Raw genomic sequence first — 14,312 nt, 5'->3', positions numbered from 1 at the left:
GGAGCGTGCAATTAACTGAGTGAAATTATAGCGAGGCTTTGGTAGCAGGCGTAGCAACCGCAGCAGCGGCTTCTTTTACAACCAGCTTCTCTTCCTTCTGTTTGAAAGAAGCCAAGACATCAGGGTTCTGTTCAGAGAATGACTTCTGCTGAGCATACCAAGCCACATAATCGTCTGGCTCGTCTACTACAATGGTAAATTTCATTGCAAAGTGCCCGCGGCCACAAATCTGGTTGCAAGCAAGCTCATAGTTGAACTTGGAATTGCCTAGCTGTGCACGCATCTCGTCAGTTGACTTAGTAGGCGTGAACCAGAACTTAGTTGGCATGCCTGGTACAGCATACATCTGCACCCGGAAGTGCGGCATGTACACAGCGTGCAATACATCGCGCGAACGAATCTTCAGCAGTACAGGGTGGCCTTTAGGCACGTGGATCTCACCAGGAACGAAGTCATCTAGGCCAGCTTTATCTGACAAATCAAAGCCAAATTCGTTGGTAGCATCAATTAGACGGTAGTTAACTACCCCTAGCTTCATATCACGACCAGGATAACGAACCAGCCAGTTGAACTGCTTGCCCATTACCTCCAGCACAACAGCATCTTTAGGTGCAGGACCGGTAATGCGGGTCCACTCCTTCCAGCCAGCGAATACCAGTGCAGCCATTACAATGGCGGGAATGACCGTCCAGATAATCTCGATTTTGTTGTTGTGTGGGAAGAAATAAGCCCGACGGCCTTCCTGATGCTGATACTTGTAAGAGTATACGAACAGCAAGATTTGAGTCAGTACAAACACTATCCCGATGATGATCATCGTGATCCAGAACATCCGCTCAGTTGCGTGGCCATGCACGGAAGCAATAGGCGGGTTCATTTTGTCGTAATTGTCACCGAACGACCAGGCGAAGGCAGCACCGCCTACAACCATGAAAACAAGCATCAGTATTCCGTTTACACGGTTACTAGTGCCGAACTCACGAGCCGAGCTACCAGAAAAAATTGACGTTAGAATCTGGAGTCGGAACAGCAGGCCGAAAACGACCAACAACAACGCCAGCACCAACAAAATACCAAGAGCAGTCATTCTGTAGAAATTAGAAGAGGAAACTTAGAGCTTAGAGCTTGCCAACCTAGACTAAACAAATAATCTAAACTTTAAGCTCCACAATCTCAGCTCTAAAAATTAAGTGGTATGATGAACGCTTTCGTCCAAGAATGGATGATGTACCGGAACCAACGAAGCCTGAGAAAGGCGTTTGGTCATCAAGAGCAGGAAGCTTCCTAAGAATACAAGTGCAACTCCGAACTCTATTACAAACCCATTATTAGCTTGCATAGTTGCTGGCATGATCATTAAATAGAAATCAAACCAGTGACCTATTAGGATGGCAATGCAAACGATCTTCAACATGATCATTTGACGCTTTGCATCCCGTGTCATTAAGACTAAGAAAGGGAAAGCAAAATTGATGAGTAGGTTGAAGAAGAACAACCAAGTGTACTGACCATTAAACCCACCGAGGCGCTGATTGAAGTACACTGCTTCTTCAGGCAAGTTTGCATACCATATCAGCATGAACTGCGAGAACCACACGTAGGTCCAGAAGATGCTGAAGCCAAACATGAACTTGCCTAAGTCATGTAGATGTCCGGCTTGGATAAACCGCAAATAGCCAGCTTGCTTAAGCAGAATAACGCACAGCGTAGTGGCAGCAATGCCTGATACCCACCATGAAGCAAATACATACCAGCCGAACATAGTAGAGAACCAGTGTGTGTCAATAGACATTACCCAATCCCAAGCTGACATTGACGACGTAACAGCAAACAGAACTAGAAAGAGCGCCGACGTGGTGATGCTTTTGTGGAAATATTCAGTACCACCATTCAGGTCCTCTTGTAGCGATAACGTCCGCAGCTTGTTAGTAAATACCACCCATATTGTGATATAAGAGATAGTACGGATCAAGTAGAAAGGAACACTCAGGAAACCTGATTTACCGGCAATAATAGGGTCGAAATTGGCGCTACCCTTGGTCATAATGCCGGGCAGCGTCCAATGGAAAATGTCATTGTTGATGAGGTTCAACCCGAAAAGAAGCACCAAAATTACGCCTCCAGGTAGAACCCAAGCACTCAGTGCCTCATTAACACGCTTGATCAAAACAGACCAGCCAGCGTAGGCTACGTATTGTATAGCCATGAACACAGTGCCAATCACCGATACCCCAGTGAAGAACACGTTGTTGTGCCACAAGCTAACGAGAAGGCGCTTCATCCATATTGGGCTACCATGATGAGCAGTGCCCTCATGACCAGCACTTGTAGCGCCATGCGCGGCAGCAGCCCCTTCATGAGCTGATTCACCGCCACCCATGGCAGCTAGGATTAGCCCTATTACTAGCAAAACGACGCCAGCAATAATTATAGTAATGAATCTCTTGCGGGTGTTCGACGAAACCTCTAGGTATTCTGCCGTTACGCTTTCTTGATGCGTCAGAGTTGCCATTAATTCTGCGGTTTAGCCGTTTCGCTTGGAAGATTGGTTCCGTTTCTTGCTTCTACGCCGCCCTGTCCGGGTGTTACAGACTCCTTATCAGCTTGCGCCTCTTGAACTGGAGCTTGGTTTTGACCATCAGTTGATTCTGAAGTCAATCCAGAATCTTGGCCTTTAGCTTTCAGAAAGTCAGCCATTCCATCAGGGCCCTTACCTTGCTGCAACATGCGTACATACATGGCAATTCTCCAGCGCTCATCAGGAGCTACCTGCGAGCCATGCGGCATCATCCGGCCTTTGCCCCATTGAATTACATGGTAGATATGCCCGTCGTTCATGTTCTTGTAAGCCCCAGCCGAGTAAGCTGGTACACCTTTGAACTTAGCAGCAACAGGTCCTTGGCCATCGCCTTGTTCACCATGGCAATGTTGGCAGTTACGCGTATAGAGCGTTTGGCCTTCCAGTAGATTCTCTTTGGTGTAAGAGAAAGGGTTTTTCAGGGTCCGCTCAGCAATACCTACACTATCCTTCGGGATGTGCGAGTAATAGTTAAGCTTACCTAGTGGAACAGTGCCAACTACCGGGGTACGCTCGTTAAGCCCCATAGGGTTAACGGTGTTGGTGTTCATCTGCTTCAGCGGCTCATACGGAATTGGGTAATACATTTCCGGAGCATACTCGAGGCCGGGATCATCAGCACGGTTACACCCGGTAGAGAACACCGAAGCAAACACTATAGCCGACGCTTGCAGACCTAATTTCAGCGAATGCGTCATTAGAATTTAGACATTTCTTTTTCATTCACTTCTGAGGCACCATTGGCGCGCAGCAGTTGTGTCAGACGGTTCAAGTCAGTTTTCTCATTCATTTCAATGGCCATCACAAACTTGTCATCAGTAGCCCGTACATCCAAGACTGGCGTTTTCCAGCGAGGATAGAGATTACTAATGGTATAGAAAGTGATAACCATCCCGTGACAGGTGAAAAACACTGTTAACTCAAAAGCCACAGGAATGAAGGCAGGCAATGCAATGTGAGGCTTACCACCAATAATCATTGGCCAGTCAAAACCTAACATGTAGATCTGCATCCATAAGGCAAAAGACAAACCTGTCATGCCCAAGAAGAATGCAGCAATCGGTAACCGAGAGCGTTCTATTCCCAATGCATCATCGATGCCGTGCACAGGGAAAGGAGAAAATACCTCGTAGATTTTCACGCCCGCTTCACGGACGTTTTCAATAGCGTGCAATAGCACGTCCTCGTCTTCAAAGATGCCGAGGGCAAAGCGCTTACTCATGCTTGTTGTAGTTTACGGGTGCCGAAGCTGGAACACCGTGAGTGGCAGGTTGGTGAGCTTGTTCGCTGTGACCGTGGATACCGGTATAAGTCGGACCATTGTCTACAGTATATTTCAGGATGGTCTTCACTTCTGCCATGTTTACTACAGGGAAGAACTTAGCAAAGAGCAGGAACAGCGTGAAGAACAAGCCAAGCGTACCTACATAAATACCGATGTCAATAATGCTAGGCGAGAACATTACCCAGCTGGAGGGCAAGTAGTCACGGTGAAGCGAAGTCACGATGATTACAAAGCGCTCAAACCACATACCGATGTTCACAATAATGGACAACACGAACGTAGCAGGAATGCTGTAGCGAATGCGACGAATCCACACCAACTGAGGCGAGATTACGTTACAGGTCATCATCGACCAGTAAGCCCACCAGTAAGGACCAGTAGCGCGGTTGATGAAGGCGTATTGCTCGAACTCAACTTGAGAATACCAAGCAATAAAGAACTCTGTGATATAAGCTACACCTACAATAGAGCCGGTTACCATCATGATTTTGTTCATGAGGGCAATGTGTTCCAGCGTGATGTAATCTTCCAATTTAAACACCACCCGTGTGATGAGCATCAGGGTGAGTACCATCGCGAAGCCAGAGAAGATAGCACCAGCTACGAAATAAGGAGGGAAGATAGTCGTGTGCCAGCCAGGTACTACTGAGGTAGCAAAGTCCATCGATACAATGGTGTGTACCGATAGTACTAGCGGAGTAGAAACACCAGCCAAAATCAAGGATACTGTTTCGTAACGCGACCAATGCTTGGCCGAGCCCTTCCAGCCGAAGCTCAACAACGAGTAGGCTACTTTAGCAATAGGACCTTTAGCCCGGTCGCGAATGGTAGCGAAGTCAGGTACCAGACCCGTGTACCAGAACACCAGCGACACAGTAAAATAGGTCGAGATGGCGAATACGTCCCAAAGCAGTGGGGAGTTGAAATTCACCCACAGTGAACCAAAGGTGTTTTGGAAAGGGAATACCCAGTAAGCTAACCATGGACGTCCCATGTGAAGCACAGGGAACATAGCCGCGCATATTACGGCGAAGATGGTCATTGCTTCGGCCGCGCGGTTGATAGAAGAACGCCACTTCTGACGGAACAGCAACAATACAGCTGAGATTAGGGTACCAGCGTGACCGATACCAACCCACCACACGAAGTTGGTGATGTCCCAGGCCCAGCCTACTGTTTTGTTAAGACCCCATTCTCCGATACCATACCAAAGCGTGCGGTAGACAGAGTAAAGAAAGACCCCGAGGAAAAAGAGCGCCACGCTTAAGGCAGCCATCCAACGGATGTTGGGTTTAGCTTCTACCTGGCGGCAAATATCTTGTGTGACGTCATGGTACGTTTTCCCCCCGGTTACGAGCGGCTCCCGTACAGGCGATACGTGCTGCATATATTTGTTGGTTTAGTAGGGTTTAGGAACTCGGGAACTGGACTTCTTCTCTGAGCCTAATTTGAAATCCGAGGTCCAAGTCCCTGAGACCCCAAATCTAGCTTAGGCGTTGAATTCCGACTTATCTCTGTTGCGGATCTTAGTCAGGTACGTGATGTTTGGCTGAGTGTTGATAGAATCAATCACTTTGAAGGCCCGCTCACCATCTTCCCGACGCCAGATTTGCGCAACGCGAGTGTTTGGATCGCGCAAATCACCGAATGTAATAGCTTGTGTAGGGCAAGACTGAGCGCAAGCAGTTACTACTTCCCCGTCCTTAGGACGACGCTTTTGCTTTTTAGCTTCCAGCTTAGCAAGCTGAATACGCTGCACGCAGAAGCTGCACTTTTCCATCACACCACGAGCCCGTACCGTCACGTCTGGATTCAGGACCATACGGCCTAAATCCGAGAACATGTGGTTGTTTACATCTTCGAACTTCTCGTTTGAGTAGTACGAGAACCAGTTGAAGCGACGAACCTTATAAGGGCAGTTGTTAGCGCAATAACGAGTTCCTACGCAACGGTTGTAGGTCATCTGGTTGAGACCTTCCGAGCTATGCGTTGTAGCAAGTACGGGGCACACCGTTTCGCATGGGGCGTGGTTGCAATGCTGGCAAAGCATCGGCTGGAAGATAACCGACGGATTTTCGGAAGGGTCTTCCATGGCAGCATAGGTATCTAGCTTGCCTTTGGTTTCGAAGTCTTCCTTGTGGGCATCAGAGCTATAGTAACGGTCGATACGCAACCAGTGCATTTCACGACGGTTAATTACCTCCTGCTTGCCTACTACTGCAACGTTGTTTTCTACCTGACATCCAATCACGCACGAACCGCAGCCGATGCATGAGTTGAGGTCGATAGCCATGCCCCAGTGGTGATTCTTGTACTCGTAATCTTGCCACAGCGAAACCTTGTTCGGCTTCTGAGGTCCTTCTGGAGTGGAAATAGTTTCGTATTCCGTTACCTCCTTAGGATTCTTGATGTACTGAGCTAGAGTAGCCTCTTGCACCACAGCCTTACGGTCCATGATGGTGTGGTGAGTCTGTGTTTGAGCGATTGGAGCAGTTGCACCCGTTTTCTCAAGCTTCACTTCACCTATATAAACAAGGCCATTGTCGCGGCCTACTGTTACGAACGGATAAGCGTTTTCACCAACGTTATCCCCTACCCGACCAGACTTTTTACGACCGTAACCGATAGCAATGCTGACAGTACCTTTGGCTTGGCCAGGCTGGATCAGAACGGGAAGTTCGATTGACTTTCCATTTGAAGTAACCTTGAGCACATCGTTTTGCTCCCACTTATTGGCTAAGGCCATCTCGCGAGGAACAGCCACATAGTTGCCCCAAGTGGCTTTCGATACTGGATCGGGTAGCTCTTGCAGCCAAGGGTTGTTGGCCTCGCAGCTACCAGGGCCAATACCCACTTTTTCGTACAAACACAACTCCACGCCGTTTGGCTTGGGAGCAGCTGTGATGGCTGCAATTGCTTGGTTAACGTCAATAGCTGGCGCTAGCTGAGGCTGCACTGCAGCAGAGAGTGTACCTGTTGCTACACCATCATGAACCGCTTTGTCCCAACCTTTCTGGAAATCACCAGTCAAGACACCACGCCAAGAGTTACGCAGGTAGTTATAATATGTCTGCGGGTTTCCAGCCCATGCAAGTAAGCTATCCTGCGCTTGGCGAGTGCCAAACAAAGGAGAAATAGCTGGCTGTGCTAAGCTTAAGTATCCACGTCTTGGCTCGTAGTCGTTCCACGACTCCAAGTAGTTATGATCTGGACAAGCATAAACGCACAAGGAGCCAGTTTCATCTAACCGGTCATTAAGCGAGATGCTTACTGGCACTTTAGCAATGCCGCTCTTTACTTTCTCAGCTAAAGGATGATCGTAAGCAGGGTTAGCATTGTAAAAGATTACTGCTCCTACAGTGCCTGCGTTCATGTCATTGACAAGACGCAACAGACGGGCATCATCCCCTTGACGAACCAACGAAGGATTTGTCAGGTCTATAGACGTGCCAACATTTCCTAGATTCTGGTTGATAGCAGCTACGAGTGTTTGAATAGCTACATCATTTGAACCGGAAACCACTAGGCTACGGCCACGGGCGGCCTTCAACTCAGCAGCAGCTTGCTTCAGTTGTTTATTGGTGGTATTGCTGCTACCACCAACTATCTCGTTGTAAAGTGCCAAAGTAGTGGCACCCATTTCAGAAGGCTTGATCGGCACGCGGATGTCAGCATTGGCACCCGTCAGCGTCATCATCGTTTCGAACTGATAGTGACGCGACATGCGACGTCTCTCGCTCGAAACTTTGCGGTTGGTAATATACTGAGGAGCAAATTCCACTGGAGAAATCCAGGTTCCTAGGAAGTCAGCCCCTAAGCTTACAATCACGTCTGCTTTGCTGAAATCAAAAGCGGGTAATACGCCTCCGTTTGCACGTAGCAATGCTGATTGCGAATTAGCATCATACATTACGTGCTCAGTATTTGGATAGCGAGCAGCAAAATCAGCAATAACTTTTTTGGTAGTTGGGCTGATAATGGTTGGCGAAACAATAGCAATCCGGCCCCTGGCAGCAGCCAGCTTAGTCCGGATTTCTTGGTCTACCTGGTCTTTCTCAGCAACTCGGCCCTTGATAGCGAAGTTCTGTAGACGTGCTTTATCATACAGGCTCAGTACAGATGCTTGTGCACGTGCCGACAAACCACCACGGGTAACCGGCGACTCTGGGTTGCCTTCCAACTTGATTGGACGACCTTCGCGGGTCTTCACCAAGACGCTGTTGTAGTCGGTACCGTTGAAGTAGGTAGAAGCGTAGAAGTTTGCAATACCTGGATCTACTTCCTCGGGCTTGTTCAGATAAGGAATAGCCTTCCGAACAGGAGCTTCGCAGCTAGCCAGTGTAGCAGCCGCAATGCCAAAGCCCATCAGCTTAAGAAAGTCGCGGCGTGGCGCTACGGATGCATCCGAAGAGGCATGTGATTCTTTTACGGGCAGGAAATCCGCGAATTCGCTAAACGCGTTCTTCACGAATTCCGGCGAGTTCTCTAATTCCTCAATTCCCTTCCAGTACTTGGGCGATTCTTGCATTTGTTATGGGGACTTAGGGTCTTGGGCGAGTAGAGCGCAAATACCGCTCTGTGTTTGATCCCAAGTTTTAAGGCTTATTGTAAGAGCTTTCGTTTAATGAGCCAGCTAGACTAGTAAATGATTATTCACTTAGTCTAGCTGGCCATACCAACTTTAGTAGTGGCACTTCGAGCATTCCGTACCACCATTCGATGATACAGTGAAAGGTGCGCCCCCATTGGCTTGGTCGTGCAACTTCACCAAATTGTTATAGTACGCGTTGCCTTTGGTGTTGAGAGGCGTTTCGCGGTGGCAGTTAATGCACCATCCCATTGTCAGCGGCGAGTATTGATATACTACTTGCATATTCTGGATAGGACCGTGGCAGGTTTGGCACTGAATTCCGCCTACTTGCGTGTGCTGCGAGTGGTTGAAGTAAGCCAAGTCGGGCAGGTTGTGTACACGTACCCACTGAATAGGCTGCTTGCGCTCAATGGCCCGGTAGATCTTCTTAATTTCCTGCGATTCAGTTTTGATCTGCGAGTGGCAGTTCATACAGATGTTGGCCGACGGAATGTTAGCCGACTTGCTCTTGTACACCGAAGTATGGCAGTAAGCGCAGTTGATCTGGTGCTCGCCTGCGTGAAGTTTGTGCGAGAAAGCAATTGGCTGCGTGGGCTGGTAGCCCTGCATCAAGCCAATACCCATGGCACCCTGCACAGACTCATATAATAAGACGAGTGTGAATACCACCCCGGCCCCGATGCGGATGGCCGAAGACTTGTAAAGCTTGCTCCAATCGAAGCGCTGCTCAAGGATCTCAACGTCACGACCGTCCAAGTCTTTGCGACCGCGCAACACATCTTTCATGATGTTTGCGATGATGACGAGCGTTACAACGAGTACAATCAGTACGACTACCAATACAATTAGCAGGATGTCAGCATACTGACCGGCACCAGCGCCTTCACCACCTTCACCAAGTTTAGTATCAGCAGCTGGATTGTCCTTGTTTGTTCCAGCTCCACCACCTGTAGCGGATGCTCCACTACCCTCTTGGGAAGTTACCCAAGCAATGATGGAGGTGATTTCCTGATCCGACAGTTGGAAGCTAGGCATTTGCTGCTTCTGGTACTGGTTGAACAGCTTCACAGCATAGTCGTCGCCGCTGGCTACTACTTTGCTAGAATTCTTGATCCATGGAATCAACCATGAAATCGGACGGCGCTTGGTGATACCTGCAAGCGCTGGACCTACTACCACATCGTTTACAGCGTGGCACTGAGCGCAGTTGCCTTTGAACAGCGCATCGCCAGCTGCAATAGCAGCAGCGTCGCCGCCGCCAGCACCAGGAGTTGCCCCGGCAGCAGGTGCTGCCGCAGCAGCAGGTGAGCCGGCATCTGCACTGCCGGGAGTTACTCCATCTTTACTAACGGCTGGGGCCGCCCCTACTTCACCACCCTGCGCCGAGGAGTTGTTTACGGCAGCAAAGGTCAGAAATAGAGCTAGAAAGAGGTGAGGAATGGAACGAAAGCGAATGCTATTCATAGCACAATTTTACTATAAGGAAAGAAACGCGAGGGGGTGCTTCAAGGCCACAAATGTAGGTCAGGAATCGTAGAGAACAAACCCAATTAGGCTAATTCTCGCCTACCTAACCTTGCTTAGAAGCATTCTAAAAAGCATTTATAACACCTTATTACTATAGGTGTCCTCAAGCGGTCCATCTCCGGCCTCCCTCATACTACCAGCCACAGCCGCTTGTCTTTTAGCTAACCTATTTTGTATCGGGAAGGTTTGCTTCCTGATGCCCAAATTGTTAACAACTAATTTCAAGTAAATATTTTGTGATGGATGGTAAGAGCCATAATGGAAAAGTCGTATCTTTGCCGGCTCATTAATTTTTTCACAATTCAAATTCTACCCCGTCGTAATGGAAGTAAGAAATTACGAGACGGTCTTCATTTTGACCCCCGTGCTAAACGAGGGCCAGGTGCAAGAGACGGTCGAGAAGTTCTCGCAGGTGCTTAAGGAAAATGGCGCCGACATCATCAACTCTGAAGCTTGGGGCCTAAAAAAATTGGCATATCCTATTCAGAAAAAAAATACGGGCTACTACTTCCTCGTGGAGTTTACTGGCTCGGGTAACATCGTGGACACGCTGGAACTAGCCTTCCGCCGGGACGAGCGGGTAATCCGCTTCCTGACTACCGTTTTGGACAAGCATGCTGTAGCCTACAGCCAGCGCCGCCGCAACGGAGAGATGAACCAGCAGAAAGCCCAGAAACAATCGGAAGCTGTAGCCCAGTAATTTAAACAATGAGCCTCGCCAACGAACGTATCCACAAGCAGGATACCCGCAAAAAGTACTGCCGCTTCAAGAAGAACGGCATCAAGTATGTTGACTACAAGGACCCGAACTTCCTGCTGAAGTTCGTGAACGAGCAGGGCCGCATTCTGCCCCGCCGTATCACAGGCACCAGCCTGAAGTTCCAGCGCAAAGTGGCCCAAGCCGTAGCAAAAGCTCGTCACTTGGCTCTCATGCCTTACGTAACTGACTCTTTGAAATAGATGATTGCTAGTTGTTGAATGCTGCTTGTCAAATGGTCGTCTTATCGGCACCATTATCAATCAACATTTCAACAATTGACAATCAACAATTAAAAAATCATGGAAGTAATCCTGAAAGACGACGTAAAGGGCCTGGGCTACAAGAACGACACCGTGAAGGTGAAGCCAGGTTACGGTCGCAACTATCTGCTCCCGCAAGGTTTGGCCATTTTGGCTGATAAGACCAACAAGAAAATTGTTGCTGAGAACATCCGTCAGGCTGCTCACAAAGCCGATAAGGTTAAGAGTGATGCGCAAGCCATTGCCAATAAGATCGGTGACGTGGTGCTCGATATTCCTGCCAAGGTGGGTGAGAGCGGCAAAATCTTTGGTCGCGTAACTACGCTTCAGCTTGCTGAGGCTTTGAAAGCTAAAGGTATTGAAGTTGAGCGCAAGCGCCTTTCGTTCGACCAAGAGCCCGGTTCGGTTGGTGAGTACACCGCAACTGTGGATCTGCACCGCGAAGTGAAGCACAAAGTGCGTTTCAATGTAGTAGCTGAGTAAGCTGCTTCTTGTTAAAAGAAAGCCCGACTGTCTCGACAGCCGGGCTTTTTTGATTAAGTAATTCTGGTGACAGCTTCTAGTATTGAAGTAATTGCTTGGCTTCTTATATAACTATTGGGTAGCTTAAATACCAGAGCAGCACTCTTTGTAATGTGTTTGAGGAAGCTACTTTTTGGCTGAACGCACGATGTTGAGTAGGTTGCCTGTCCGTTGGCTGTTTTTTGCCGTATCTGTTTGGAATGTTCCGCACTGAATTACCTCTTATTCCCGCTCCGCACCAACTGCCTCTTTCGGCACGCGTGCTAACTATTGGCTCCTGCTTTTCCGACACTATAGGAAGTCGATTAGCAGAAACCAAAGTACATACGCTAGTTAATCCGTTTGGTACCTTATTTAATCCTGTGACAGCCTGCAAACTGCTCCGTGCAGCGGCCGGTGAGGAAATGGATTGGCAGCAGCACTTAGTGGAAGCACGTGGACGCTGGCAGAGTTATGATTTTCATGCTAACGTCGGAGCTGATTCGCCGGTAGAACTTCTACAAACCATCCAGCAAACTTCGCGGGACACAGGCGTATTTCTGGTCACGGCCGATGTGGTGGTGCTAACGCTAGGCACAGCCTGGGCTTATCGGCTAAAAGAAACGGACGAGTTGGTAAGCAATTGCCATAAAGTACCCGCCGAGAAGTTTAACAAGGAACTGCTGACTCCTGACGAAATTATCAACGCGGTGGCAGAAACGCACGCGTATTTGCGTTTGCGAAATCCTAAGCTGCGCTTTGTATTAACTGTAAGCCCGGTACGTCATCTAAAAGACACGTTGCCACTCAATGCTGTAAGTAAATCAGTATTGCGGGTAGCTTGTCATTACTTAAGTGAATTACTACCAGATGTATCATACTTCCCGGCCTACGAACTCCTGTTAGATGATTTGCGCGACTACCGCTTTTACGCGGCAGATATGCTGCATCCTTCTGTGGTAGCGGAGGATTACATATGGGAACGTTTTGCACGTACCTACTTCGACGTAGAGTTTGGCCGGTTCCGCAAGGAGTGGGAGTCGGTGCGCCAAGCAATACATCATCGGCCACTATACTCAGGTGCTCCCGAGCATCGCCAGTTTCTGGTTAATACGTTGGAGCGTCTCGAGAAACTTTCTAGGCAGGCAGACATGCGCATGGAGATTCTGGAAATTCGCAAGCAGATACAGAATTTGCCGGTGCCTAAGCCAACGCCAGTGCCTGAACCGGAACCCGAAGATGACGAAGAGCGCATTGATATAGGTGATGAAACGCCCGCTATACCACTTGTGCCGGCAGAGCACACCACTCTGATTGAAGCAATCAGTGACGCGGTTGAAGTGGAAACGGAAGAAACAGAAGAGTTTAGTGAAGCCGAAGCCATGGCGGAAACCATGGAAGAAGTGCCGCAGCCTAAGAAGAAGCGCCGTAACCGTGGTGGTGCAAAGCGCAACAAGAAGAAGCACGCTGCTCGCCTAGCTGAGGAAGCGGCTGCACTAGCTGCTGGAACCACAATCTTAGTTAGTGAAGCAACTATAGTAGCTGAATCGGAAATAAAAGTTGAGGAGCTGGCAGCGGAAGAGACAAATACATCTTCGGTGGTTGCCGTAACTCTCGACCCTGATGCGCCTCTGCAAACGGCTTTGGAACGGCGTAAGCGTGCCTCACGCCGCGGTAGAGGACGCGGCAAGCACTTAACCGAAGTAGTCTCTGAAGCAACAGGTATCCCAACTGATCCTAGCGCACTAGCTCCAGATGCCGTTGAGACACCCAATGTGGCCGATGCTACTTCAGAATCTACAACGGAGGCAGCCTTACCTGATTCTGCGCCACCGATAACGGACCAACCAAGCACCGTTGAACCGACAACTTCTGTAATAACTTCCGGTTTGCAACGGCCAGTTCGTACGGGCCGCTCTGCCAGCGAAGTGAGAGCTGCCGCCCTACGCAAATCACGTCGGCCTGATTCGAGAATCAAAACGTTGTACGCTACCCCACCGGAGACGCCGCCAGGTCCTGTGTCCCCAATTGAGGCAACTTCAGCTGAAGCACCTATTAGCCCCGACGCAGCCCCAGCTTTACCGGTTTCCACTGCCGCCGAAGCCTCAACCCAGTCACAACCTATAGTATCTTCGACAGAGCCACCAGTACCGGTCAAACCGCCAGTTGTCGATGCCATTCCGCCAGTGAAAGGAACGGGAGCGTCCGGCCGATTAAGTGCTTCGGGACATGCTACGCTCAATCGTGAGCCAGTTAGCAAGAACCAAACTCCTCCCCCACCGATTGCTGAAGTCGAAACCCCAGTTGAACCAACAATTGCAAGTCCGGCACCTGAAGTGGCAGCACCAGCAGAAACAGCGCCTGCTCCCACACAAACTAATGAGGAGGTTGCAGCTGCACCAATTGCTGAAGTTGCCCCAGCTGAAACTTCAGCAGAACCTGTTCCGGCCGCATCAGCACCAAAGAAGTCGCGACGTAAACCAGCTAATTCGAAAGCGAAGCAAGAGGATGCTCCCGCTGAGCAATCTGCAACAGCAGAAGTATCTCCGACAGCATCAAACAAGCCTGCTCCGAAGGCTAAGAATAAGAAAGGAGTCGCCGAAAAGTCTGCTTCTGCTAGTCCAGCACCGGAGGATGTCCCAACTCAGCGCCGACGCAAGCCGGCGGCCAAGTCGGTGGCTGCTCCAGAGACTCCCGCGGCTGCGCCTAAACGGCCTGCCCGGACGTCGCGCCGTAAACCTGCAACTCCCGACGAAACGCCAGACGCCTCTTAAATACCACTGAATTTTAAAACCCGGTCCTACTCGACC

11 protein-coding genes are annotated in these 14,312 nt (G+C 49.4%); 4 read left to right on the top strand and 7 right to left on the bottom strand.

Annotation, left to right across the window (positions count from 1 at the left end; translation table 11 throughout):
- Positions 1-25: 25 nt before the first annotated feature.
- From P1X16_RS19230 to P1X16_RS19200, 7 genes are all read right to left on the bottom strand, one after another.
- Positions 26-1,087, bottom strand: a complete 1,062-nt coding sequence (locus P1X16_RS19230; RefSeq protein ID WP_277232371.1) for a cytochrome c oxidase subunit II — start codon at positions 1,085-1,087, stop codon at positions 26-28.
- Between the two features lie 99 nt (positions 1,088-1,186).
- Positions 1,187-2,512 (bottom strand): quinol:cytochrome C oxidoreductase, encoded by a 1,326-nt coding sequence (locus tag P1X16_RS19225; protein WP_277232369.1) that lies wholly within the window; start codon positions 2,510-2,512, stop codon positions 1,187-1,189.
- Positions 2,512-3,276, bottom strand: a complete 765-nt coding sequence (locus P1X16_RS19220) for a cytochrome c (protein ID WP_277232367.1) — start codon at positions 3,274-3,276, stop codon at positions 2,512-2,514. Before P1X16_RS19220 ends, P1X16_RS19225 begins: the two co-directional genes overlap by 1 nt.
- A complete protein-coding gene (locus tag P1X16_RS19215) occupies positions 3,276-3,800 on the bottom strand; it encodes a DUF3341 domain-containing protein (protein WP_277232364.1) in 525 nt (174 codons plus the stop codon). The genes P1X16_RS19220 and P1X16_RS19215 overlap by 1 nt, the downstream gene beginning before the upstream one ends.
- Positions 3,793-5,250, bottom strand: a complete 1,458-nt coding sequence (nrfD, locus tag P1X16_RS19210; protein WP_277232362.1) for an NrfD/PsrC family molybdoenzyme membrane anchor subunit — start codon at positions 5,248-5,250, stop codon at positions 3,793-3,795. Before nrfD ends, P1X16_RS19215 begins: the two co-directional genes overlap by 8 nt.
- A gap of 102 nt (positions 5,251-5,352) precedes the next feature.
- A complete protein-coding gene (locus P1X16_RS19205) occupies positions 5,353-8,391 on the bottom strand; it encodes a TAT-variant-translocated molybdopterin oxidoreductase (protein WP_277232359.1) in 3,039 nt (1,012 codons plus the stop codon).
- A gap of 153 nt (positions 8,392-8,544) precedes the next feature.
- The gene (locus P1X16_RS19200; RefSeq protein WP_277232355.1) at positions 8,545-9,918 is read right to left on the bottom strand and encodes a c-type cytochrome; all 1,374 of its coding nucleotides are present in this window, start codon (positions 9,916-9,918) and stop codon (positions 8,545-8,547) included.
- Between the two features lie 385 nt (positions 9,919-10,303).
- Between P1X16_RS19200 and rpsF the strand changes: the two genes are divergently transcribed.
- The 4 genes from rpsF to P1X16_RS19180 all read left to right on the top strand — a co-directional run bounded on the left by rpsF (position 10,304) and on the right by P1X16_RS19180 (position 14,276).
- Entirely contained in the window at positions 10,304-10,681 is a 378-nt protein-coding gene (rpsF, locus tag P1X16_RS19195; protein WP_245119263.1) for a 30S ribosomal protein S6, read from the top strand.
- Between the two features lie 8 nt (positions 10,682-10,689).
- A complete protein-coding gene (gene rpsR / locus P1X16_RS19190; protein WP_022822548.1) occupies positions 10,690-10,941 on the top strand; it encodes a 30S ribosomal protein S18 in 252 nt (83 codons plus the stop codon).
- A 99-nt stretch (positions 10,942-11,040) separates the two neighbouring features.
- The gene (rplI, locus tag P1X16_RS19185) at positions 11,041-11,484 is read left to right on the top strand and encodes a 50S ribosomal protein L9 (RefSeq protein ID WP_277232349.1); all 444 of its coding nucleotides are present in this window, start codon (positions 11,041-11,043) and stop codon (positions 11,482-11,484) included.
- Positions 11,485-11,723: 239 nt separating this feature from the next.
- Positions 11,724-14,276 carry a GSCFA domain-containing protein gene (locus P1X16_RS19180; RefSeq protein WP_277232344.1) on the top strand — a complete coding sequence of 851 codons (2,553 nt, stop codon included), beginning with the start codon at positions 11,724-11,726 and terminating at the stop codon, positions 14,274-14,276.
- The last annotated feature ends 36 nt before the right edge of the window (positions 14,277-14,312 follow it).

It is taken from the genome of Hymenobacter sp. YC55 (genome assembly GCF_029433095.1).
Taxonomy (GTDB): Bacteria; Bacteroidota; Bacteroidia; order Cytophagales; family Hymenobacteraceae; genus Hymenobacter.
The sequence above is the reverse complement of the archived record's forward strand: the minus strand, read 5'-3'. Positions and strand labels throughout refer to the sequence as shown.

Excerpts from the sequence above, each read along its gene's own strand:
- P1X16_RS19230 (WP_277232371.1), bottom strand. The coding sequence starts at position 1,087 with ATGACTGCTCTTGGTATTTTGTTGGTGCTGGCGTTGTTGTTGGTCGTT.
- P1X16_RS19225 (WP_277232369.1), bottom strand. The coding sequence starts at position 2,512 with ATGGCAACTCTGACGCATCAAGAAAGCGTAACGGCAGAATACCTAGAG.
- P1X16_RS19220 (WP_277232367.1), bottom strand. The coding sequence starts at position 3,276 with ATGACGCATTCGCTGAAATTAGGTCTGCAAGCGTCGGCTATAGTGTTT.
- P1X16_RS19215 (WP_277232364.1), bottom strand. The coding sequence starts at position 3,800 with ATGAGTAAGCGCTTTGCCCTCGGCATCTTTGAAGACGAGGACGTGCTA.
- nrfD (WP_277232362.1), bottom strand. The coding sequence starts at position 5,250 with ATGCAGCACGTATCGCCTGTACGGGAGCCGCTCGTAACCGGGGGGAAA.
- P1X16_RS19205 (WP_277232359.1), bottom strand. The coding sequence starts at position 8,391 with ATGCAAGAATCGCCCAAGTACTGGAAGGGAATTGAGGAATTAGAGAAC.
- P1X16_RS19200 (WP_277232355.1), bottom strand. The coding sequence starts at position 9,918 with ATGAATAGCATTCGCTTTCGTTCCATTCCTCACCTCTTTCTAGCTCTA.
- rpsF (WP_245119263.1), top strand. The coding sequence starts at position 10,304 with ATGGAAGTAAGAAATTACGAGACGGTCTTCATTTTGACCCCCGTGCTA.
- rpsR (WP_022822548.1), top strand. The coding sequence starts at position 10,690 with ATGAGCCTCGCCAACGAACGTATCCACAAGCAGGATACCCGCAAAAAG.
- rplI (WP_277232349.1), top strand. The coding sequence starts at position 11,041 with ATGGAAGTAATCCTGAAAGACGACGTAAAGGGCCTGGGCTACAAGAAC.
- P1X16_RS19180 (WP_277232344.1), top strand. The coding sequence starts at position 11,724 with ATGTTCCGCACTGAATTACCTCTTATTCCCGCTCCGCACCAACTGCCT.